We start from the raw sequence: 21,852 nt of genomic DNA on the forward strand, positions 1-21,852 counted from the left end.
TGATAGTCTATACGGTTGATTGTGTGTCTATTTTTAACTAAAAGTAAAAGATAAAGTGATAAAACTAAGTATTTATGTTGGTTTTTATTGAATACACTACAGCGTATTGTCTGTATTGTCTGCATTGCCAAATTGAGGGATAAAAAATCATGGCTATCCATGCGATTGCTTTTGATGCGTACGGTACTTTGTTCGATGTGTATTCGATTGCTCAACTTGCGGAAAAATTTTTTCCTGGGCGTGGCACTGAGGTAGCGCAAATGTGGCGCAGTAAGCAGATTGAATATACCCAATTGCGTACCATGTGCAGTATGTACAAGCCATTTTGGGAAGTAACCCAGGATGCTTTGGTCTATGTTTGTAAAAAACTGGGTCTGAATTTAAGCCTGGATGCGCAAAATAGTTTGATGGGGCAATATGCACGCCTCGAGGCGTTTCCCGAGAATTTGGCAGCCTTGAAAACGTTGCGCGCTTCCGGTTTTAAATTATCTATTTTGTCGAATGGTACGACGCCGATGTTGCAATCAGCGGTCGATGCAGCCGGAATGCAGGGTATTTTTAGTCATTTGATGTCGGTAGAGGTAGTGCGCAAATATAAAACAGCTCCTGAGGCCTATCAATTGGGACCTGACGTGTTTGGTGTGCCAGCTAAAGATATTTTATTCGTATCGAGTAATGGTTGGGATGTATGTTGCGCCACCTGGTTTGGTTACACCACTTTTTGGGTGAACCGCGCAGGTGCGCCTTTGGAAGAGCTGGGTGTGGTGCCCCATGGTATTGGTAGCACATTGACTGATGTGATTGATTTTGTGGAAAAGTTTCGTAGTTAGAATTTAGTTTTCATTTTTATTCTTATTTTTAATTTTCGCTTGGAGATGGATATGACGCAATTGAACTTACCTGCAGGTATGCAAATTACTGGTGAAATCAAACCAGGTTTTGAGCAAATTTTGACGCCTGACGCGTTGACATTGGTAGCGAAACTGAGCCGTGCATTTGAACCGCGCCGTCAAGAGTTACTGGCAGCACGTGTCGAACGTGCAAAGCGCCTCGATGCTGGTGAGCAGCCTGACTTTTTGCCAGAAACTTTGCATATCCGCGAAGGCGATTGGAAAATTGCCCCTATTCCTAAAGCACTTGAATGCCGTCGCGTAGAAATCACTGGTCCGGTTGAACGCAAGATGGTCATTAATGCGTTTAATTCAGGTGCAGATAGTTATATGACTGACTTTGAGGATTCCAATACACCAAATTGGGATAATCAGATCAGCGGTCAGATCAATATGCGCGATGCAGTTCGTCGTACGATCAGCCTGGAGCAAAATGGCAAGTCCTACAAACTGAACGACAAAATCGCCACTCTCGTGGTACGTCCACGCGGTTGGCATCTCGATGAAAAACACGTGCTAGTCGATGGCAAACGAGTTTCAGGCGGTATTTTTGATTTTGCTTTATTCTTATTTCACAATGCCAAAGAACAATTGGCTCGCGGCGCTGGCCCATATTTCTATTTGCCAAAAATGGAATCACATCTGGAAGCGCGTTTGTGGAACGATATTTTTGTGATGGCACAAAATGAAATCGGCATTCCACAAGGGACGATCAAGGCAACTGTTTTGATCGAAACTATCGTCGCTGCATTTGAGATGGATGAGATCTTGTATGAACTGCGTGAACATAGCTCGGGTCTGAATGCGGGTCGTTGGGATTACATTTTCTCTTGCATTAAAAAATTCAAAAACGATAAAGACTTCTGCCTCGCTGATCGCGCTAAAGTCACGATGACAGCGCCATTTATGCGTTCTTATGCTTTGCTGTTGTTGAAAACATGCCACAAACGTAATGCGCCAGCAATTGGTGGAATGGCTGCGTTGATTCCGATCAAAAACGATCCTGAGAAAAATGAGATCGCCATGGGTGGCGTGCGTAATGATAAAGCACGTGACGCAACAGATGGTTACGACGGAGGTTGGGTTGCTCATCCGGGTCTGGTCGAGTTGGCGATGACGGAATTCAAAAAGGTGTTGGGTGATGCACCTAACCAAATTTCGAAACAGCGTCCTGACATCGAAGTGACAGCGAAAGATTTGTTGAATTTCCAGCCTGAAACGCCAATCACCGAAGCGGGTTTGCGCTACAACATCAACGTCGGTATTCATTATCTCGGCGCATGGTTGGCCGGCAATGGTTGCGTACCTATCCATAATTTGATGGAAGATGCAGCGACTGCTGAAATTAGTCGTTCACAAGTATGGCAATGGATACGTTCTGCCAAAGGTAATCTGGAAGATGGACGTAACGTGACAGCGGAAATGGTGCGCGCCATGATTCCTGAAGAATTGGTGAAGGTCAAAGAAGTTGCGGGTGATGGCCCAACGTATGACAGAGCTGCCGTCATTTTTGAAGAAATGTCGACTTCCGAAAACTTTGCAGAATTTTTGACTTTGCCTTTATACGAAGAAATCTAAAATATTTCATTACTAAAGTTAGTCAGTATCAATAAAAACAGCCCGAAAAAAACGGGCTGTTTTTATTGGTGGTGGCATACTGTCGTTTTATTTTCTACACTGTGTTGCGACGTCTTGTCCTGCAGTTTTTTGAAAGCGTATTGATCATGCCTCAGTCCACACCTATTTCACCAGAAACTGTCATTGCCCATACTGAAGAATGGCTGGAAAAAGCGGTTATCGGCCTCAATCTCTGTCCGTTTGCTAAAGCGGTACAAGTAAAAAAGCAAATCCGCTATGTGGTCAGCGAAGCGACGACACCAGAAGCTTTGCTGGAACAATTGCACAGCGAGTTGGAATTGTTGGCTGAAACGAGTTCGGAAAAGATTGATACGACGTTATTGATTCACCCTCAGGTGTTAACAGATTTTTTGGATTTTAATGACTTCCTCGACGTTGCTGATGGTTTGCTGGAAGAGTTGGAGCTGGATGGTATTTTGCAGGTGGCGAGTTTCCATCCTGATTTCCAGTTTGATGGTACAGAAATTGATGATATTGAAAACTATACTAATCGTTCGCCTTATCCTGTGATGCATTTGTTGCGTGAAGAAAGTATCGATAGGGCGGTAGAAGCGTTTCCTGATGCTGGCATGATTTATGAGAAGAATATCGAAACCATGCAAAAACTTGGTTTTGAGGGTTGGGATAAATTGGATCTTTCTTACTTGAATAAATAACCGCTATCAGTGCCCAGGCCGCGGTATTTCTAAGGTCGCTTTGATTTTTTTTGGGATTCGTTCCTGAAGTAGGTCTTGGACTCGAGTGATTTACGCGTTTGCAGCAAAAAAAGAATAGGGTTGCCACTTTTCTGCAATTAATTATTTATATCGATATATGAAAAAGTCATGTAGTGATTCTTGTTTTTTTGTAGTCGCCTTATCGTGATAAGCGATTTGTCACAAAATTGATTTTGAGTAGTAAATATTGGCAACTGGATTTTGTACTGAGGGGGAGTATAATTTTTTACCCTTATATATCAATGAGATATGGCGATAAATTAAATATACTCCCTGATTTTTATGTGTTTTTACACTCGTCGCAACGTACAAGATCTGTTTCTTGTGGACGCTGATGTGCGCGGATTGCTGCCGTCAGGCATGTTTTTTGTCATGTTGATTTTCAGTTTTCTTATTTGTTTGCCTCATTTTCTGTGGAAAATTCGCTTTGACTCTGAGCAATACCACGGATTCTTCAGAAATTTTGCCTAAAAGCTCCTTGTTATTTTGCAGGGCAGCATGTACAGTAAGAGGTTGATTTACCTCATTTCTCACCCTTAGTCTTCTATATCTATGGCTTTAATCGTCCACAAATACGGCGGTACTTCGATGGGTTCAACAGAACGCATCAAGAACGTCGCCAAGCGCGTCGCCAAATGGCATGATGCCGGTCACCAGATAGTTGTGGTGCCTTCGGCAATGTCTGGCGAAACAAATCGTATCATCGGTCTCGCTAAAGAAATTATGGCGCAACCTGATCCACGTGAACTCGACATGATCGCCTCGACAGGCGAACAGGTTTCCGTTGGATTACTGGCAATGGCCTTGCAGGCTATTGGTAAGCAAGCTGTGTCTTATGCCGGCTGGCAAGTTGCCATCAAGACCGACTCTTCTTACACCAAAGCACGCATTGCATCGATTGATGATGCAAAAGTAAAAGCTGATCTGGATGCGGGCAAGATTGTCATCATTACTGGTTTTCAGGGTGTAGATGAGCAAGGCAATATTACAACACTGGGGCGCGGTGGTTCCGATACATCGGCTGTGGCCGTTGCGGCCGCATTAAAGGCGCAAGAGTGCCTGATCTACACCGACGTTGACGGTGTCTACACTACCGATCCGCGCGTGGTCTCAGATGCACGTCGTCTGAACACGGTAACCTTTGAAGAAATGCTGGAAATGGCATCCTTAGGTTCCAAGGTTTTGCAAATTCGCTCTGTGGAATTTGCTGGTAACTACCGTATGCCTACCAGGGTTTTGTCATCCTTGACTGACCCATTAATGCCGCTGGAAGAAGAAGCAAAATCCGGCACACTGATTTCGTTTGAGGAAGATACACACATGGAACAAGCTACCATCACTGGCATCGCGTTTAACCGTGATGAAGCCAAAATTACCGTTCTGGGCGTGCCTGATCGTCCAGGTATTGCTTACCAGATTCTCGGCCCGGTTGCTGATGCAAATATCGAAGTTGATATGATCATACAAAACCAGTCGGTAGAAGGAAAAACCGACTTCACTTTCACTGTTCCACGCGGCGAGTACCAAAAAGCGATGGAAGTGCTCGAAGGTAGTGTTAAAGCGCACATCGGCGCAACCAGTATCGTCGGCGATTCCAAAGTGTCGAAAGTCTCCGTGGTTGGCGTAGGTATGCGTAGCCACGTAGGTATCGCATCCCAGATGTTCCGCACCTTGTCGGAAGAGGGTATCAATATTCAGATGATTTCTACATCTGAAATCAAAATCTCCGTTCTGATCGACGAGAAATACATGGAGCTTGCAGTGCGTGCATTGCATAAGGCATTTGGTCTGGAAAACTCTTAATCCTTACTTGTAACCGCGATCAGATCGATAGTTGGCGGTTTATTGCTACTGTAGTTTGAAAAAAACTATTTTTGTTGGTCGCAATAGTTGACCAAAGGCAGTTGAACCGCTATTATCTTGATCTCGATTACTACCGAGCTCTAGGGCAAGGTTTGTAATAGTGTGGAGGCGTGGCCGAGTGGCCGAAGGCACTTCCCTGCTAAGGAAGCATATGGGCTTAAACCTGTATCGTGAGTTCGAATCTCACCGCCTCCGCCAGTAATTCTGATTAAGCCCCTGATTCGTCAGGGGCTTTTTCTTTTTCTGCGTTTATCGGTATGCCGTTTAGTATGTCATCTTGCTATAGCTTTAGATGGACAGGATTGGACGGGTTTGGAGAGCCCTCAATTTTTCTTTCGAAATCAAATAGCGGCCTAGTAATCTCAATTGCCCACCATTCGAAAATTCCTCTCATTTCAATCTCCTCGTAGTCGCACCAGTTTTAACTATTTTTCTTTCCAAGAATCTTAAGGGCTTTAGATTCTGTGAATTTACATTTTTCAACCAGCTTAAAAAAATATTTGAAATCATTTGGATTTGTTGTTGATTCGTGGAATTTCCTTACTAGTTCTGCAATTTTCGTTTCACGTTCCTTCGAGTCACGCTTAGATAAATTCGGAAAAAGCAGCGATTTTTCATTATGACCTTTTGTTTCTTTCGGTTTTGCTGGGGTTGATTGCTCTACGTAAATATATGAGAAGGTAGCTGGACAGACGTTGCCATGTCAGGCCTGGCAGCAGGTTTTGGTGCAAGTATTGGCCCTGCTACAAGCGGTTTGCAAGGTTTTGATAAAGCTGCAGCCATTGCAGGGCGTGCAGCGATTGCCAACACGCTGACCCAAGGCGTTGCCATCGCAGCAGGCACCCAAAACAGCTTCAATTGGAGAAACGTCGCCGCTTCAGCGGTAGGTGCAGGTGTTGGTGCGCAAGCAACCAATATGTTAGGCTCAAGCTTTGGAGATTTAGACCAATTTGGTGGTAACGTGGCACGTGGCACCATCAGTGGTTTTGCAGCAGGCCTGACCAGCAGCGTCATGCGTGGAGGGCATATAGAGCTTACCCAAGTAGCGACGGATGCGTTTGGCAATGCGCTGGGGTCTAGCTTGGCGAACGGGAGCTTGAGTGGATCTGCGACGAGCAATCGCGGCGACTCCATCACTGGTTTGAATAGTGATATCAGTACCTACAACGGCATGACGGCGCAAGGGGCGTTGAATAGTTTAGATCCAATCGCATTGAACGCATCAAGCAGCCAAAGAATCTATCCTGGTTACGACTCTTCTGAATTGGCACGTTCAGGCTACAACGGCCGGTCAGTCTTCGTTGATACTCCGCTGGATAGAAACGGTTACTGGCGCTGCCAATTCTTGCTTTTAGAGGTCCGGCAGATCCGATGGTTTCTGAGGGGAAACTATGCGCGTGGAAAGCTGAAACGAGTAGGGACTGTCAGCTTTATACGCTGTCTGGCGGGCATTTTTTTGAATCTCAAAGCACTGAGGAAATGATTTTTCATATTCAGAAAGCGTTATTCTCGGTGCCAGAGGTAAGCTTAATTTCTGACGAATAATATTTCAATCACCAACGTTGGTTTATAGGATGCTGAATTTCCCTCTTTTACATGTTTGAACGAGTGTCATTTGGTAACTGATTAGTGTCATTGTCTGCGTCAATATACGGCGCTTCTATTGGTAAGATTAATTTGAATGTGGTGCCATGGATCCCTTGGTCGCTTAATACGCTGATTTTTCCACCAAGTAATCCAGTGACCAGATTGTGTACAATGTGCAACCCCATCCCTGACCCACCTTGACCCAGGCGTGTTGTAAAAAAAGGCTCAAACACTCGCCGTAAATTGTCGGGATGAATTCCTTTTCCGTTGTCCTGTACCTCAATTATGGCATGTTGATCTTCGGTAAAATTTGCCGAAATGCTGATCATGCCTGCGTAGTCTGAATCAAAGCCATGAACAATTGCATTATTGATCAAGTTGATCAGGACTTGCCCCAGAGCGCCAGGGAAGCTATCGAGAATAATGGCGTCGTTGACCTCCGTCTGTATGGTGCATTTTTTCTTTGACAAGGTTGGATTCATTGTCAGTAAGATTTCTGAAGTTAATTCTGCCAATGAAAATCTACGTCGTTTTGAGCTGGTCCGGTCTACGGCCACATGTTTGAAGCTGGTGACCAGATCACCTGCACGCATAAGATTGCGAGTCAGAATATCGGTAGCCATACTAATTTCTGAGACAAATTTCTTTAAGTCCGAACGTTTTAGACCCGTATCGATTTGCTCGACGAGTCTGTTTAGCATTTCTTCTTGTGTGCTTGCTACCGTTAAGCTGTTGCCTATTGGTGTGTTTAGCTCGTGAGCAACGCCTGCGACCAATGAGCCTAAGGCGGCTAATTTCTCCGATTGTACCAACTGATCTTTTGCTATGTTCAGGGTTTCAAGTGCGCTCTTGAGATCGAGATTAGCGGCTTGCAATTCTGCGGTTCGTTCTTCAACACGACGTTCCAGATTGGTATTCAGGTTCAAGATTTCCTTTGTTGCAGCGCGTAACTCAGTCACATCGTGAAGCACAGCTATCATCAGTTCATCGCCGCGCGATTCAAACAATGTGCAGTTAATCAGAATATCTCTGGTCTTGTTGTGCCCTAATTTTATCTGTGCAGGGTAATCGATGACCGTTGCGTTTTGTCTTAATAGTGAAACTAACTTACTTCTGTCGTCAGCAGAATTCCATACATTTAAATCCTGCGCCGTTTTGCCAATAATATCTTTTCGATGCATTCCCATCGCTTTTTCAAATGCACTATTGACCTCGATATAGGTACCGTCTTTCAGGCGCGATATCGTCATGCAATCAGGCGTGAGGCGGAACGCAGCGCTGGATTGTTCTGAGGCGATTAATTGATCAGTAATATCACGTGCGATCCAGACTGCGTGAGAATTGACATTGCCTTTGAGCGCGATTAAGGCGCAATTCACCAGACAGTCACGAATGCTGCCGTCTTTTGTTCTCATTTTTGCCAGATAGTCGCGCGCGTGACCTTTGGCCATGAGTTCTTGAACTAGTTCAACACGTTGTTCCGGAACTGCCCAGACGTTAAAGTCCTTGATTGGGTGTCCAATGACTTCATCGCGACTGTAACCGCTGATTGTTTCGAAGCCAGCGTTGGCTTCAACGATTTTACTATCGCTAATTCTGGTGATCACGATCCAGTCCGCACTGGTGTGGAAGACGCGCGTAAATTTTTCCTCACCATCGCCAAGTTCGGCAAGAATCCAATGTTTGAATGCTGGAGGCATAAAGCGAGAGAGAAGTCCCATATCTGATCTTTACACTTCTATAAATGAGGTTTCATTTCAGATGATCAAATCTTCATGAAAGATAAAGGTCGCAAGAAAATATTACTTAATAGTTTTGGAAATAATTTCCCGTGAGAAATGGCGAGTATGGATTGGATGCTTTATTAAAATTTCAAGCAAGTTTAGTCACTTATTTTATATAAATAAAAAAATACTGATGAAAAAAATTGTGAACCCAGTTTTCGCATCTTTTTAAAACTACCTACGCATCAGTAAAAACTCCGTTAGATTGTCATGGTGTTAGCGGCAGTGTTAGCCAAGTTGTATTCGTCAGTGGTATGATCGGGTTATTAAGGCATGCAGTATTTTTGAATGTATGCCTTGTTTTTTGGCGTTTTGTAACACTGCAATGCTTTAGTATTTGCAATGGTAAAAGCCTTATCTTGTCACAAAAGGCAAGTTCAGGAAGATAGCGCCGTATGCGAAGCTGTTGACCAAATACAAATGTCACCGGTTGAAGATTGAATTTGATGAGTGCACAAAATGCGCTCATTTCGTTATTTTGTGCAAATGGCATGAGATTTCGGTGATGGTCAGATGGATTCAGAGAATGAAGTTGTGTGTAAATAATAAAAATATCAGGGTTTTGTTTTGCGTATTGGCGTTGATTTTCTGCCCGCCAAGTTTTAGCGGGGAAAAAACGCAGCTGATATTTACTGACATTGTTGATCAGCTTCCCAGTTCAATTGTTGCCCAACGAGTTTTGCGTGCTGCTTATCAGCGTATGGGGATAGGCATTACTTTTCTTCTGGTTCCAAACCTGCGCACTAAGACTTTGCTCGAGAATCACGAGGTGGATGGGATGAGTTATCGTTTTTCTGATGCCCCGATCCAGAATTTAGTCAAGCTATCGGTTCCGATAACTAGCGAAGACCTTTGCGTTTATACGGTCGACAAAAAGTTTGTTGTGAATGGATACCAGAGTTTGCGTCCGTATTCGATCGGATATCTGAACGGTGCCCGTATTTTTGATGATAACCTCAAAGAGATGCGCACTGAAACTGCACCTAGTGAAGAATCTTTGTTAAGAAAGCTTTCAGCAGGTCGCACCGATCTCGTGGTTGAGTCGCGAGCCAGCCTTTGCACTGCAAAGAAATTAGGGCTCAACAATGTTGTTATGTTGGAGCCGTCACTTGAAAGTGTTCTGGGATATCATTGGCTGAGTCCCGCACATCAGAATTTAATTCCTAAATTGGAGCAAATTTTAAAAGAGATGGCGCGAGAGGGTACGATCAAGAAAATCCAGAGACAAGTTTGGGATGATTACAACGCTGATTGTGCTAACGTGAAGTAAATTTCGGTGATTTGATCATACCGGACTCAATGCAAAACGGGGTGATATTCACTCCGTTTTTGCATTGATGGATATACTGAGTTATTTACCGAGTTATTTAAGCGACTGCTTTGAGTGTGCCCGCAACCTCTGACATCGTACCCGTTTCGCGATAGCGGGTGTGCCACGCATACGCTTTTTCCAGCACGTGAGGCGTGTGTCCGCCGCGTAATTCCGCTTCCGCAAGATAGTCGAAGAGCATTTGTTTGTAAGGTTCGGCGACACAATGCTGGATAATTTTTTGCGCGCGTTCACGTGGTGCTAAGCCGCGCAGATCTGCCAGGCCAATTTCTGTGACGATAATGTCGACGTCATGTTCTGTGTGGTCAACATGCGTCACCATAGGGACGATGCTGGATATTTTCCCATCTTTGGCAATCGACTTTGTTGCAAACACAGATAAATAGGCATTGCGAGCAAAATCACCAGAGCCACCAATCCCGTTCATCATATGCGTACCAAGCACGTGTGTGGAGTTGATGTTGCCATAGATGTCCGCCTCGAGCGCAGTATTGATCGTTATCAGGCCCAGGCGGCGTATCACTTCTGGGTGGTTGCTGATTTCTTGTGGCCTGAGAATTAAGCGATCTTTGTATTTGCCGATGTTGTTGAAAACTTCGCGACTTTTTTGCGAAGAAAGTGTAATCGACGAACCAGATGCAAAATCAAGTTTGCCCGCATCAAATAAATCAAATGTCGAGTCCTGCAATACTTCAGAATACATCGTCAGATGTTCAAACGGGCTATCTATAAAGCCACTCATAACAGCATTGGCGATGGTGCCTATCCCAGCCTGCAATGGCATCAAGCTGTTGGTCAGGCGACCATCTCGTACTTCATCTTTGAAAAAATTGACCAGATGGCTCGCGATTTTGGCTGTGTCATGATCGGGAGGAAGTATTGTGGATGCGCTATCTGATTTTTGTGTGATAACGATGGCGACGATTTTTTCTGGCGGGATGGAAATCGCTGTGCTGCCTATGCGATCACTGACCGACATGATGGGAACTGGTTCGCGTCGTGGACGATGTTTTGGGATAAAAATATCGTGCAGTCCTTCGAGTTCCAGTGATTGTGTCAGATTGATTTCGACGATGACCTGATCTGCGAGAATTGCAAAGCTGGCGCTGTTGCCCACTGATGTGGTGGGGATGATGGCACCGGTTTCCGTGATGGCAATTGCTTCGATAATAGCCACGTCAATGGCATTGATCTGGCGCGTTCGTAATTGTTCTACGGTTTCAGACAGATGCTGGTCAACATACATCACTTCACCACGATTAATCGCAGCACGTAGTGTCGGATCGGACTGAAATGGCATGCGGCGACTCATTGCTCCTGCTTCAGTTAAGGTTTTGTCCACGTCGTTGCCCAACGAGGCACCAGTCATCAAGCTAATTTTTAAATGCTCTGTCTTCGCACGTTCAGCGATCGCTAATGGCACGACCTTGGCATCGCCTGCGCGCGTAAATCCGCTCATACCTATCGTCATGCCATCTTCTATCCATAAGGCTGCATGTTCTGCGCTACATACACGCTTTCTTAATTCCGGCAGGCGTATTCTTTGCTCTTGAATTTCCCGTGCTGTTTGTGTTAATCCGGTGTGTTGCGATTGCGTAGCTTCAGGCATTTTGCTTCCTTTGTATCTGGAAATCGATAGTTTCTTCACGGCTGATTGTTGATCTATTGTTTGTTGTTTGCATCTGTTTGATGTGCTTACGTCAGACAGTAATTAATCGGTATTAAAGCTTCAGGAATTTCGCTGTCTTGTAGAGATTCACGTAGTTCAATTTCTATGGTGCGACAAATGGCATCTAACGGAAGATCGTTTGTTTCGAGTCCAAATGGTTCTTCGATTTCATCACCTAAAGCATCGAGGCCAAAAAACGTGTACGCCACAATTGCCACCACAAATGGCGTCATAAAGCCGATGGAGTCGACCAGACCGAACGGTAGTAAGAAGCAATAAATGTAGGCAGTACGGTGAAGAAGTAGTGTGTATGAAAACGGTATAGGTGTATTGCGAATTCGTTCGCAGGCTGCGCCAGCAGCGGTAATGGCTGATAAGGTAGCATCCAAATTTGCAGCAAGACATCCATCGATACGATTTTCTTTTAAGCTCTGGCGCAAATCTTTTCCCATATTTAACATGAGTAAATCAGGTTTGTTTCTGGCCTTTGTTAGCTGATGCATTTCATCGGGCTTGAGCCATTGCTGCATTTCGCTTTTGATTTCTTGATTGCGCAAAAGATCTCTCAATGCATGGCAGTAAGCAATCGAGCGGAACACCATGCGCACGCGGATGTCATTGAATCCGTTGCTGGCGACCGCTGGGTCGGGATAATCAATCAAACTCTGGCATTGGCGCGATAAGTTGCGACTGCGCAGAAGTAGTTCCCCCCATAACTTACGTGCTTCCCAAAATCTGTCGTAAGCAGCGTTGTTCCGAAAGCCCAGAAAAATAGAAATTGGTAAGCCGATGAGGGTGAATGGAATCGTAGTGAGCGTGATTTTTAATTCGAACAGGTCACCATGAGACAGGGTAACGAGGGTGGCAATGAAGATGTTGATGATGAGCGCAGGAAGTATGCGTGGCAATACTGATCCGCGCAATAGTAAAAACAGGCGAAAGCCTGAGGGTCTGTCCCGGACGATCATGCTGCGCCCATTTGTATGATGTGGTTCAAATTCGCCCCGGCTATTACTAGCATATTAGTGAATTAAATCACTAATATGTTAGTAAGTCAAATCGTACGCTAGTTCAGTATGTACAATAGCGGTGTTGAAGCTGATATTAAGATTGATGCTAATGTCATCAGATTGAGTTGTTGAGAAAGCCAGGAGTCGTAATGAGTCACAAAATTGCATACCGCAATTTGCCACAATTGTTTTTAAAAGCGCGTGGAAATTTGATGGTGCATTTCAAGCCCATCCTTGGTCATTTTGGCCTCACAGATCAGCAATGGCGCATCTTGCGGGTGTTGGACGAGTACGGGCAACTGGAGCCACGAGAGCTATGTGATTTGTGCCAGATTTCCAGTCCAAGCATGGCTGGCGTGTTAAAGCGCATGGAGGAGTTGGACATGATACGGCGCAGCCCAGTCAGTGGCGATCAGCGCCGCGTTTCCATAGGATTGTCTGCTTCGGGAGATGTATTGATGACTGAAATGGCGCCACTGATCGATTTGCAATACAAGCACATAGAGCAAAGCTTTGGTCTGGAAGCAATGAACGAATTGGTTGCGACGCTGGAGAAGTTTAATGCAGCAGCTGAGGAAACGGTTGAGCATGTGGAGCTCAAGTAAATAATTTCATTTTAGAAATTTCCTCCGGAAGTGTCATTTGAGCGGGCGCAAGGATCCACGCGAAGCAGTGTCGTAAAAAGCAAGATTTTGTGAGATGCGTACGGGGATGGATGGACATCAGGAGTAAAAGGCACTACATTAGAACTTATGCAAGAAAGCCCGAACTGGCTCGAATAGATGTAAGCGCCAATCTATGGGTTGCACGTGTTTTGCTTCAAGTCTTGCCTGAGCCTTGCTCAAAAATCTGCGAAATTCTTATTGTTTTTGCGTGCCACTAACTGCCAGGGGAATATTATGTCTACTGAAGTTAAGAAGTTCCGACTCATTACTCGCAGTGACTTTGACGGATTGGTTTGCGCCGTGCTGTTAAAGCACCTCAATATGATTGACGAGATCTTGTTTGTCCATCCTAAGGATATGCAGGATGGTAAGGTCACTGTCACCAGTAACGACATTAGTACCAACTTACCTTACGTTGCAGGCGTTCATATCGCCTTTGATCACCACTCATCTGAAACCATCCGCAATAGCGGTGAGCGCACTAACCATGTGATTGACCCTGACGCACCTTCTGCTGCGCGGGTCGTTTATAACTATTACGGCGGTTTAAAGGCCTTCCCAAAATCTTGGGATGAAATGATGGCTGCAGTCGATAAAGGTGACTCAGCCCAGTTTAATCGCGAAGAAGTCCTGCATCCCAAAGAATGGGATTTGTTGAATTTTTTAATGGACGCCCGCACGGGGTTGGGGCGTTTTCGTGAATTCAGAATTTCAAATTATGCCTTGATGATGGAATTGATCGACCTATGTAAGTCGCAATCCATCGCTGAAATTATGCAACATCCCGATGTGAAAGAGCGGGTGGATTTGTATGCAGAGCACCAGGAAAAATGCAAAGAGCAGATTTTGCGTTGCTCGAAGATCCATCACAATCTGGTCGTTTTGGATTTACGGAACGAGCCGATTATTTATGCTGGTAACAGATTTTTAATCTATGCGCTTTTCCCTCACATTAACATCTCCATTCATGTCCTGTGGGGATTGAAAAACCAAAATACCGTCTTTGCAACTGGTAAATCAATACTAAATCGCAGTTCAAAAACCAATATTGGCGCGTTGATGTTGGAGTACGGTGGTGGTGGGCATGAAAATGCGGGTACTTGTCAGATCGAGAATGATTTGATGGAAGATGTTTTGTCGGCACTGGTCCATAGGATCAATGCGGATGGGTAGCGCGCTTGTTGTTTTTTTGGACGGGAGGGGGCGTTGATTGTTTAGCGATTGCGATTGTTTTGTGTTTGCTCGCAGAATCAATTTTTTGTCGATATATTTTATTATCACAAAAGTGCTTGTAAAAGTATTGAAGTGTTGTGTAAAAATTCTATAAAGAGTTTTTTTGTTAAGTACTATTGAAATTGATGTCAGATTCGCCTACTGTGCAATGCAACAAAAAACAATAAGGTATGCAATTGGAAAATCATCAGGATCACACTAAAAGCAGTCTCGCTGCTTTATCACTTGCCGCTATCGGGATCGTTTATGGCGATATTGGCACTAGTCCTCTCTATACAATAAAAGAAGTATTCTCCCCGGAACACGGTCTCGAGCTCAATGAATTCAACATCTTCGGTGTTATTTCATTGATCTGTTGGGGGCTAATTATCATCGTAGCATTGAAATACGTTACGCTGATTCTGCGAGCCGATAATCGAGGCGAAGGCGGTATCATGGCGCTGACAGCGTTGGCGCTTGAGTCGGTTGGAAAATCTTCAAAGCTCCATTTAACCCTATTTGTACTTGGTTTGTTTGGCGCAGCCTTGTTTTATGGCGATGGCGTGATCACGCCGGCCGTCTCTGTGCTCTCTGCGATTGAGGGGCTGGAGGTGGCGACCCCGGCTTTTGGCCCTTATGTGGTACCAATCACAGTAGTGGTCATTGTTGCGTTGTACGCAGTTCAGTACAAAGGTACTGCCGGGATTGGAAATTGGTTTGGCCCGATTATGTTGATTTGGTTTATTGCGCTGGCGGTGATGGGTGTTTATAACATCGCGAAAGATCCGGCGATTATCGGTGCTTTAAACCCCATGCATTCGATACGCTTCATGCAGGTGCATGGTTGGGTTGCATTTTTGGCTTTGGGTGCTGTTGTGCTGGCGTTTACTGGCGCTGAGGCGCTGTACGCGGATATGGGCCATTTCGGTAGTCAACCTATTCGTACCGCATGGTTTTTCGTGGTATTTCCGGCGCTGGGTTTGAATTATCTGGGGCAGGGGGCTTTGTTGATTGTTAATCCTGCTGCAGTGAGTAACCCGTTCTACCAGCAGTTGGGGGCTTGGAGTATTTACCCCTTAGTCGTCATCTCTGCGGTAGCGACGGTGATTGCTTCTCAGGCGACGATTTCCGGGACATTCTCAATGACAAAGCAGGCGATTTCTCTTGGAATTATGCCGCGTATGCAAATCATTCATACATCGGCGAAAGAAATTGGCCAAATTTATATTCCTGCAGTTAACTGGGCGCAGTTGGTCGTCGTTGTTGCCGCGGTTATTGGATTTGGTTCTTCTTCAAATCTTGCGTCTGCTTACGGTATCGCAGTGACTGGCACAATGTTAGTAACCTCGTTGCTTACTTTTTTTGTGATTCGCTACGGTTGGAAATACAATCCACTGTTGTGCTTCCTGGCGACTGGCTTTTTTGTGATGATTGATTTGGCGCTGTTTTCAGCCAATGCTTTGAAAATCTTTCACGGTGGTTGGTTCCCGCTGGTTTTGGGTGTGGTCATGTTTGTTGTGATGATGACTTGGAAGCGTGGTCGTGAATTGGTGTTTAACAATCTCAAAAAGCATGCGATTCCTTTGAATGACTTTTTGGAATCCTTGTTTGTTTCGCCACCGCAGCGTGTCGCGGGTACCGCTATTTTCTTGCGCGGTGAAGCTGATGGTGTGCCACATGCTTTACTGCATAACTTATCGCACAACAAGATTTTGCATGAAAGAGTGATTTTCTTAACTTTGCATAATCAAGAAATCCCTTGGGTTCCAGTGGCTGATCGTGTGCAGTTGACTGATCTTGGACATAATTGTTTCCAGGTGGACGTGAAATATGGCTTCAAGAATGAGCCTGATATTCCAAAAGCGCTGGATCTTTGTGCATCCAAAGGCTTAACATTCGAGCCGCTTGAAACTTCTTATTTCATTTCCAGACAGACTATCGTTTCCAAACCAGAGCGCGGCATGGCATTGTGGCGCGAGTGGTTGTTTGTGACCATGTCACGCAATTCGCGTGATGCCGCGGACTACTATCGCATTCCAACTAATCGCGTGATTGAAGTGGGTTCGCAGGTCGAAATCTAAAACTTTGGTATGGGGGCTTATCAAATCAAAACCCCTGTGCTATAATTTTGTTTTTCGCGGCTGTAGCTCAGCTGGATAGAGTACTTGGCTACGAACCAAGGGGTCGTGGGTTCGATTCCTGCCAGCCGCACCAGATTCAAGGGACTAGATGCAAATCTAGTCCCTTTTTTCTTTTTGTGTTTTTGATTTCCGTATTTGTGATCCTTTGCTGAGAGTATTTGCGAGTCGGTTGCTTCTTGCTGGTGCTTTTGTATAAATATTTTGGTGCTGTTTACTTAAGTGTTTCCAATCCTTTTGAGGTTTCAGTAAGCTTTTCCAAAGTTTTTGCGCTAAGGGGCTTCTCACGAGTGCTTGGGTTTGCTATAATTTTGTTCTTCGCGGCTGTAGCTCAGCTGGATAGAGTACTTGGCTACGAACCAAGGGGTCGTGGGTTCGATTCCTGCCAGCCGCACCAGATTCAAGGGACTAGATGAAAATCTAGTCCCTTTTTTCTTTTTTAGTTCAGAATTAAACGGGGCAATAAAAAGCCGCCAAAGTGTCATTGGCGGCTTTTGTTTTTAAGTCGGAGGTAGTGTTCATTCGGTCAAGATTAGTTGCCTGAGACTCCAATCCTCTGGCGCTTCCTGATTGAGTGCGCTGCGCTTGATTGGACCAATTTTGATACTGTCATCGAGTGAGTTAATCAGTCTGTGCAATTGCATCGTATCTGGGAGCATCGTGCCCAGAAAAGCAACTTGATCGAGATGTTGTATCAAAATGGTAGGGAAGTTTTCAATTTCTATTTCTTCTACCAGATGCGCACAGTCTTCTATATCTATCCAGGTAAAACATTTATCCGGATGTTGTGCCGCTAATTGGTTGAATGCGGAGCGATAAGCGGTGCAGGTGTCGCACCAGGCAGCGCACAGGCAGGCGACCAGCCAATTTTTGTTGGCGAGTTGGGTTTGCACCTGTTTCAGGTCATCGGAGTGGGTATAAGCAGTCATTTTTCAATTTTAACCTATCCAAGCGCTTGAGAATTCAGCCTTGTTGAGCGGTGAACACGGTAAAATACGTTCATGACTACGATTTTAGCAATAGAAACTACGACAGAACTCGCTTCAGCAGCTTTGTTTGTTGAAGATCAGATGTTCGTACGCGAATTATCCGGCGTTCAGACACATTCTCAGGGAATTTTACCGGCACTGCAAAGTCTGCTCGCAGAGGGGGGTGTTGCTTTAAGCGATTGCGATGCGATCGCCTTTGGCTGTGGGCCTGGTGCTTTCACTGGTATACGAACCGCCTGCGGGGTTGTGCAGGGTCTGGCATTTGGCGCAGATATTGGCGTGATGCCGGTGGTGAGTCTGCATGCAATGGCTTTAGCGGCGGCTGAAAACAGCAGCGTGAACGATTTCGTGTGCGTGCTTGACGCCCGTATGAGCGAGGTATATTGGGCGCATTACCAATTGAATGGCGATGCCTGGACAGAAATGAGTCCACCTACTTTATCGAAGCTCGACGATATTCAAGTCTCTGAGCAGCATGCACACGCCCTCGTGGTGTTGGGTAATGGCTTGGTGTTGCCATCGCAATTACAATCACACACTTCTGTGCAATTAATGCCGCATGCAAGACAAGTAGCGCAATTAGGCTTGCGGGGTTTTAAGGCGGGTTCGTGCGTCTCGCCTGAAGACGCGCAGCCTTTGTATTTGCGTAATAAAATTGCATTGACGACCGCCGAACGGGCAATTGCAAAAGAAGCGCAGTAATCGAATTATTTATAGAACAGAACTGACGTGAAAAGATCGAAAGTGGTGATTTTCCGGTGGAATATATATGCATGAATTTGTAAGGCTGGGATTTGCAGATATTGATCAGATTCTCTCTATTGAGGAGGCGGTTTATTCGCACCCTTGGACGCGCGGTAATTTTTCAGATTCCTTGATGAATGGCCATGACGCGTTTGGTTTGCGTGATGAGTCCAGTCAGATCATCGCCTATTTTTTGGTGATGCCAGTGGTAGACGAGTTGCATCTGCTTAATTTTGCGGTCAGAACGCAAAATCAAAAACAAGGTTACGCAAGTGCGATGCTGAAATACATGCGTGAATATGCAATTGAGCATGGATATGGGTCTATCTTGCTGGAAGTAAGGCGCAGCAATTATCGCGCCATCGAAGTCTATTTGAGTGATGGTTTTGAAGAAATTGGCCGTCGCAAGGGTTATTACCCGTTGGAAGGTGATGCGCGAGAAGACGCCATAGTGATGCGGAGATTATGTTAATGCACTCGAACCAAGCGACAGTTCGGATCAAAATGTTGACTGAGATGGGAATCGGACCTGTTTGGTTGCCGCGCTATGCGGAAGCGAGCGACGAGGTGGGCGGGGTTTCTGTATTAGTTGATGCTGGACCTGTGCATATTGAGAAGTCGTCTTTTGCGGCTGTGGTAGAGCCGAGTATTGATGCAGGTGGCGAGACAAAAGTAAATGGAGCCGCATGGCTTGATGAACTCCCAACTCCTGATGCGTCAGCATTGCCATTGTCCGTGGTGCAATCAGTGTCGGAGATGGGCTGGGATGATTTAGAGCAAGCAGTCACATCATGCCGTGCTTGTGGCTTATGCGCGGGACGACAAAAAACTGTATTCGGTGTCGGCGCACGTACGGCAGCGTGGTTGTTTGTAGGTGAAGGTCCGGGATCGGAAGAGAATATTGAGGGTGTACCGTTTGTCGGCGCTGCCGGACAATTGCTCGACAATATGTTGCTTTCACTCGGTGTACGCCGTGGTGATCGCACTTATATAGCGAATGTGGTCAAGTGCAGGCCAAACGATCAGAATGGCAACGATAGGCCTCCAGTCGCTGATGAAATTGCTTCTTGCTTACCGTATTTGCAGCGGCAAATCGCTTTGATTCAACCACAAGTGATTGTGGCTTTGGGTAAAACTGCAGCGATTGCTTTAACGGGATCTGATCCTGATACGCCCGTTACACAATTGCGTAATAAAGTACATATCGTAGCCGGGATTCCTATGGTAGCAACTTATCATCCAGCGTACCTGTTACGCAAACCAATGGAGAAGAGCAAAGCGTGGCAGGATTTATGTCTGGCTCAGCAAGCACTTGATGGAAAAGCCGCGTGACTTTCACCGTGCAACAGCAATTTCATATTGAGTGGGGTGGGTTACGCGATCCGCATGTGCGCGCCTTGGCATGGTTGTTGAGCTCACCGCATCTGCTTAATAACGATACGCCGATCTGGAATGGCGCGAATATTGCGCCGGCTTTGCCGGGTGCATCTGGTTTAAGTGATTTTTTGTATGCGCTTGATCGAGATCCTGCCGCTTTGTATGCGGCCTTAGCCCTACATCCAACCAGGCGTTTGGGCTTATATGCTGAAGCACTGTTAGCTTTTTATCTGTCGCAGTTGAGCAATTTGTATGCGCATGGCTTGCAAATTCACGATGAAAAATCGCGGACGATCGGCGAGTTTGATTTTTTGGTGCAGAACGGTCAAAGTCTCAGTCACTGGGAGCTTGCGACTAAATTTTATCTCTTCTTTCAAAACGACATTTTCGAGTCCGATAGCAAACATGCGGATTTATTCGATTATCTAGGCCCAAATCTAGCCGATACGCTAGGTGCTAAGATGCACAAGATTGTGAATCAACAATTGCGTCTGAGTGAGCACCCGCAAGCGCGCGTTCAATTGCCATTTCCTGTTGCTACTGCTCAAGCTTTGATCAAGGGCTGGTTGTTTTACCGTAAACCCTTAGCACTTGATGTAGCAAATCTGGTGGATGGCGTCGCAGCGGATCATTGTCGTGGCTACATCTGGCAAATGAGCGATTTTTACGATATGAAGGATTTTTCTGGTGTCATACTTGATCTCCTGATGTGGCTGGCGCCGGTTCAGCTCTCTGCCCACAAAGTTTTCAGTAAAGACCAGTTAATTGAACAAGTTGGAGTGCAATTTACGCTCGTTAAAACACCAGTCGTGCTGGCGATCACCGAAATGCAAAATGGCTATGCGAGAGAGGTTTGCCGCGGCATGGTTGTGCCTGATAATTGGTGGCAGCAGGCGGTTGATGCAAGAAAGCGCTTAGCGCCTCTTGCTTGACTACGCTTTGAAACGTTAATGCTTGTGTTCACCAATTAAGGCAATGGAATCAAATTCACGCTGGTTGGCCTGGTGCTTTTTCATTACCATAAACATCGTGCTCATTACAAATCCACCGAACAACACGATCACAACTTGAATATTCAGGTTTAGTGAAATCATGATTGCGTACACCGTCAACATCGTTAGTACGGATAAATTTTCATTAAAATTTTGTACAGCGATGGAATGACCAGCGCTCATCAAAACATGACCACGATGCTGCAAAAGAGCGTTCATCGGAACCACAAAGAAACCTGATAACGCACCTACTAAAATGAGCAATGGGTAAGCAACTTCTTTGCTATGAACAAAAATCATGGTCATTACTACCGCGCCCATCGCGATACCCATAGGCATGACTGATAATGATTTTTTGAGCGGTACAAATTTGGCGGCAGCACATGCGCCGATGGCAACTCCAACGGCGACGATGCCCTGCAAGATGGCTGCCTGGTTTAGTGGCATGTGCAATGAGGCTTCGGCCCATTTTAAAACGATGAATTGCAAGGTCGCACCTGCACCCCAAAACAGAGTCGTGACAGCGAGAGAAATTTGACCCAGCTTGTCTTGCCAAAGCTTCATGAAGCAATTCGAGAAATCAGCAATCAATTGCAGGGGTTGATGTTTTTGATGCGCATAACGTGCGCCGGTGTCGGGAATTCTCAAATTAAAAATCGCAGCCAGACCATAAAACCCGGTAATGACCGTCAATGCGGCTTCCATAGCGGTATTGATGGGTAAGTGAATCAGGGGCGATTTCATACTGAGTAGGATATCTGTCACATGTGGCGTTACTAACGCGCCACCGAGCACGGTTCCCAGAATGATAGAGCTGACAGTTAAGCCTTCAATCCAGCCATTGGCTGCTACCAAGTGTTCGGGTGGGAGTAGCTCTGTCAGGATTCCGTATTTGGCCGGTGAATACGCTGCGGCACCAAAGCCGACCACGCCGTAGGCAATCAGCGGGTGCACATGAGCAAACATGAGCGCGCAACCGGTAACCTTGATCATGTTCGTGATGAACATCACTTTCCCTTTGGGGAGTGCGTCGGCAAAAGCGCCAACAAAGGCAGCCAGCAAAACGTATGACAATACAAAGAATAACTTGAGGAGTGGGGTCATCCAACTCGGCGAGTTCATGCTTGCAAGTAAGGCCATCGAAGTGATGAGCAATGCGTTGTCGGCCAGCGATGAAAAAAACTGTGCCGCCATAATCGTATAGAAACCGCGTTTCATGCTTATGATTTGCCTGTTACAAAGTGTTAT

General features: G+C 45.6%; 18 protein-coding genes and 3 tRNA genes. 16 read left to right on the top strand and 5 right to left on the bottom strand.

The window, feature by feature from the left end:
* The first annotated feature begins 146 nt into the window (after positions 1-146).
* The 6 genes from H8K32_RS00680 (at position 147) to H8K32_RS00705 (ending at position 6,590) form a co-directional block, all read left to right on the top strand.
* Positions 147-830, top strand: a complete 684-nt coding sequence (locus H8K32_RS00680; protein ID WP_343067919.1) for a haloacid dehalogenase type II — start codon at positions 147-149, stop codon at positions 828-830.
* Between the two features lie 51 nt (positions 831-881).
* A complete protein-coding gene (aceB, locus tag H8K32_RS00685; protein WP_186910545.1) occupies positions 882-2,468 on the top strand; it encodes a malate synthase A in 1,587 nt (528 codons plus the stop codon).
* 146 nt (positions 2,469-2,614) lie between these two features.
* Complete coding sequence (locus tag H8K32_RS00690; RefSeq protein ID WP_186910546.1) at positions 2,615-3,184, top strand: DUF1415 domain-containing protein; 570 nt, start codon at positions 2,615-2,617, stop codon at positions 3,182-3,184.
* 612 nt (positions 3,185-3,796) lie between these two features.
* Positions 3,797-5,047 carry an aspartate kinase gene (locus H8K32_RS00695; protein ID WP_186910547.1) on the top strand — a complete coding sequence of 417 codons (1,251 nt, stop codon included), beginning with the start codon at positions 3,797-3,799 and terminating at the stop codon, positions 5,045-5,047.
* Between the two features lie 164 nt (positions 5,048-5,211).
* Positions 5,212-5,305: transfer RNA gene (locus H8K32_RS00700), tRNA-Ser, on the top strand.
* 502 nt (positions 5,306-5,807) lie between these two features.
* Positions 5,808-6,590, top strand: a complete 783-nt coding sequence (locus H8K32_RS00705) for a hypothetical protein (protein ID WP_186910548.1) — start codon at positions 5,808-5,810, stop codon at positions 6,588-6,590.
* 109 nt (positions 6,591-6,699) lie between these two features.
* On the opposite strand, the gene H8K32_RS00710 is transcribed toward H8K32_RS00705, so the two are convergent.
* Positions 6,700-8,415 carry a PAS domain-containing sensor histidine kinase gene (locus tag H8K32_RS00710; protein ID WP_186910549.1) on the bottom strand — a complete coding sequence of 572 codons (1,716 nt, stop codon included), beginning with the start codon at positions 8,413-8,415 and terminating at the stop codon, positions 6,700-6,702.
* A gap of 493 nt (positions 8,416-8,908) precedes the next feature.
* Here H8K32_RS00710 and H8K32_RS00715 point away from each other — a divergent pair, with 493 nt between their 5' ends.
* Positions 8,909-9,748 carry a substrate-binding periplasmic protein gene (locus H8K32_RS00715; protein ID WP_186910550.1) on the top strand — a complete coding sequence of 280 codons (840 nt, stop codon included), beginning with the start codon at positions 8,909-8,911 and terminating at the stop codon, positions 9,746-9,748.
* Positions 9,749-9,845: 97 nt separating this feature from the next.
* On the opposite strand, the gene H8K32_RS00720 is transcribed toward H8K32_RS00715, so the two are convergent.
* Positions 9,846-11,417 carry an acetyl-CoA hydrolase/transferase family protein gene (locus H8K32_RS00720; RefSeq protein WP_222612972.1) on the bottom strand — a complete coding sequence of 524 codons (1,572 nt, stop codon included), beginning with the start codon at positions 11,415-11,417 and terminating at the stop codon, positions 9,846-9,848.
* 86 nt (positions 11,418-11,503) lie between these two features.
* Positions 11,504-12,445, bottom strand: a complete 942-nt coding sequence (locus H8K32_RS00725; RefSeq protein WP_186910551.1) for a bestrophin family protein — start codon at positions 12,443-12,445, stop codon at positions 11,504-11,506.
* 191 nt (positions 12,446-12,636) lie between these two features.
* On the opposite strand from H8K32_RS00725, the gene hpaR reads away from it, so the two are divergent.
* The 5 genes from hpaR to H8K32_RS00750 all read left to right on the top strand — a co-directional run bounded on the left by hpaR (position 12,637) and on the right by H8K32_RS00750 (position 16,899).
* Positions 12,637-13,092 carry a homoprotocatechuate degradation operon regulator HpaR gene (gene hpaR, locus H8K32_RS00730; protein WP_186910552.1) on the top strand — a complete coding sequence of 152 codons (456 nt, stop codon included), beginning with the start codon at positions 12,637-12,639 and terminating at the stop codon, positions 13,090-13,092.
* Positions 13,093-13,386: 294 nt separating this feature from the next.
* Positions 13,387-14,325: a DHH family phosphoesterase gene (locus H8K32_RS00735; protein ID WP_186910553.1), complete on the top strand. Its 939-nt coding sequence runs from the start codon at positions 13,387-13,389 to the stop codon at positions 14,323-14,325.
* A gap of 230 nt (positions 14,326-14,555) precedes the next feature.
* Positions 14,556-16,445: a potassium transporter Kup gene (locus H8K32_RS00740; RefSeq protein ID WP_186910554.1), complete on the top strand. Its 1,890-nt coding sequence runs from the start codon at positions 14,556-14,558 to the stop codon at positions 16,443-16,445.
* A 56-nt stretch (positions 16,446-16,501) separates the two neighbouring features.
* Positions 16,502-16,578 (top strand) — tRNA-Arg (locus H8K32_RS00745).
* A 244-nt stretch (positions 16,579-16,822) separates the two neighbouring features.
* Positions 16,823-16,899, top strand: a tRNA-Arg gene (locus H8K32_RS00750).
* Between the two features lie 121 nt (positions 16,900-17,020).
* Here the strand turns inward: H8K32_RS00750 and H8K32_RS00755 are convergent.
* A complete protein-coding gene (locus H8K32_RS00755) occupies positions 17,021-17,431 on the bottom strand; it encodes a thioredoxin family protein (RefSeq protein ID WP_186910555.1) in 411 nt (136 codons plus the stop codon).
* A gap of 72 nt (positions 17,432-17,503) precedes the next feature.
* Here H8K32_RS00755 and tsaB point away from each other — a divergent pair, with 72 nt between their 5' ends.
* The 4 genes from tsaB to H8K32_RS00775 all read left to right on the top strand — a co-directional run bounded on the left by tsaB (position 17,504) and on the right by H8K32_RS00775 (position 20,544).
* Positions 17,504-18,193, top strand: a complete 690-nt coding sequence (gene tsaB, locus H8K32_RS00760; RefSeq protein ID WP_186910556.1) for a tRNA (adenosine(37)-N6)-threonylcarbamoyltransferase complex dimerization subunit type 1 TsaB — start codon at positions 17,504-17,506, stop codon at positions 18,191-18,193.
* A 67-nt stretch (positions 18,194-18,260) separates the two neighbouring features.
* Complete coding sequence (gene rimI / locus H8K32_RS00765; protein WP_186910557.1) at positions 18,261-18,707, top strand: ribosomal protein S18-alanine N-acetyltransferase; 447 nt, start codon at positions 18,261-18,263, stop codon at positions 18,705-18,707.
* Positions 18,707-19,567, top strand: coding sequence for a uracil-DNA glycosylase (locus H8K32_RS00770; protein WP_390312459.1), 861 nt, complete (start codon positions 18,707-18,709; stop codon positions 19,565-19,567). Before rimI ends, H8K32_RS00770 begins: the two co-directional genes overlap by 1 nt.
* Positions 19,564-20,544, top strand: coding sequence for a DUF1853 family protein (locus H8K32_RS00775; RefSeq protein WP_186910559.1), 981 nt, complete (start codon positions 19,564-19,566; stop codon positions 20,542-20,544). Before H8K32_RS00770 ends, H8K32_RS00775 begins: the two co-directional genes overlap by 4 nt.
* A 15-nt stretch (positions 20,545-20,559) precedes the next feature.
* Here H8K32_RS00775 and lplT read toward each other — a convergent pair whose 3' ends face one another.
* The gene (lplT, locus tag H8K32_RS00780) at positions 20,560-21,822 is read right to left on the bottom strand and encodes a lysophospholipid transporter LplT (RefSeq protein ID WP_186910560.1); all 1,263 of its coding nucleotides are present in this window, start codon (positions 21,820-21,822) and stop codon (positions 20,560-20,562) included.
* Positions 21,823-21,852: the final 30 nt, after the last annotated feature.

It is taken from the genome of Cognatundibacterium jejuense (assembly GCF_014284255.1).
GTDB classification, from domain to species: domain Bacteria; phylum Pseudomonadota; class Gammaproteobacteria; order Burkholderiales; family Burkholderiaceae_D; genus Undibacterium; species Undibacterium jejuense.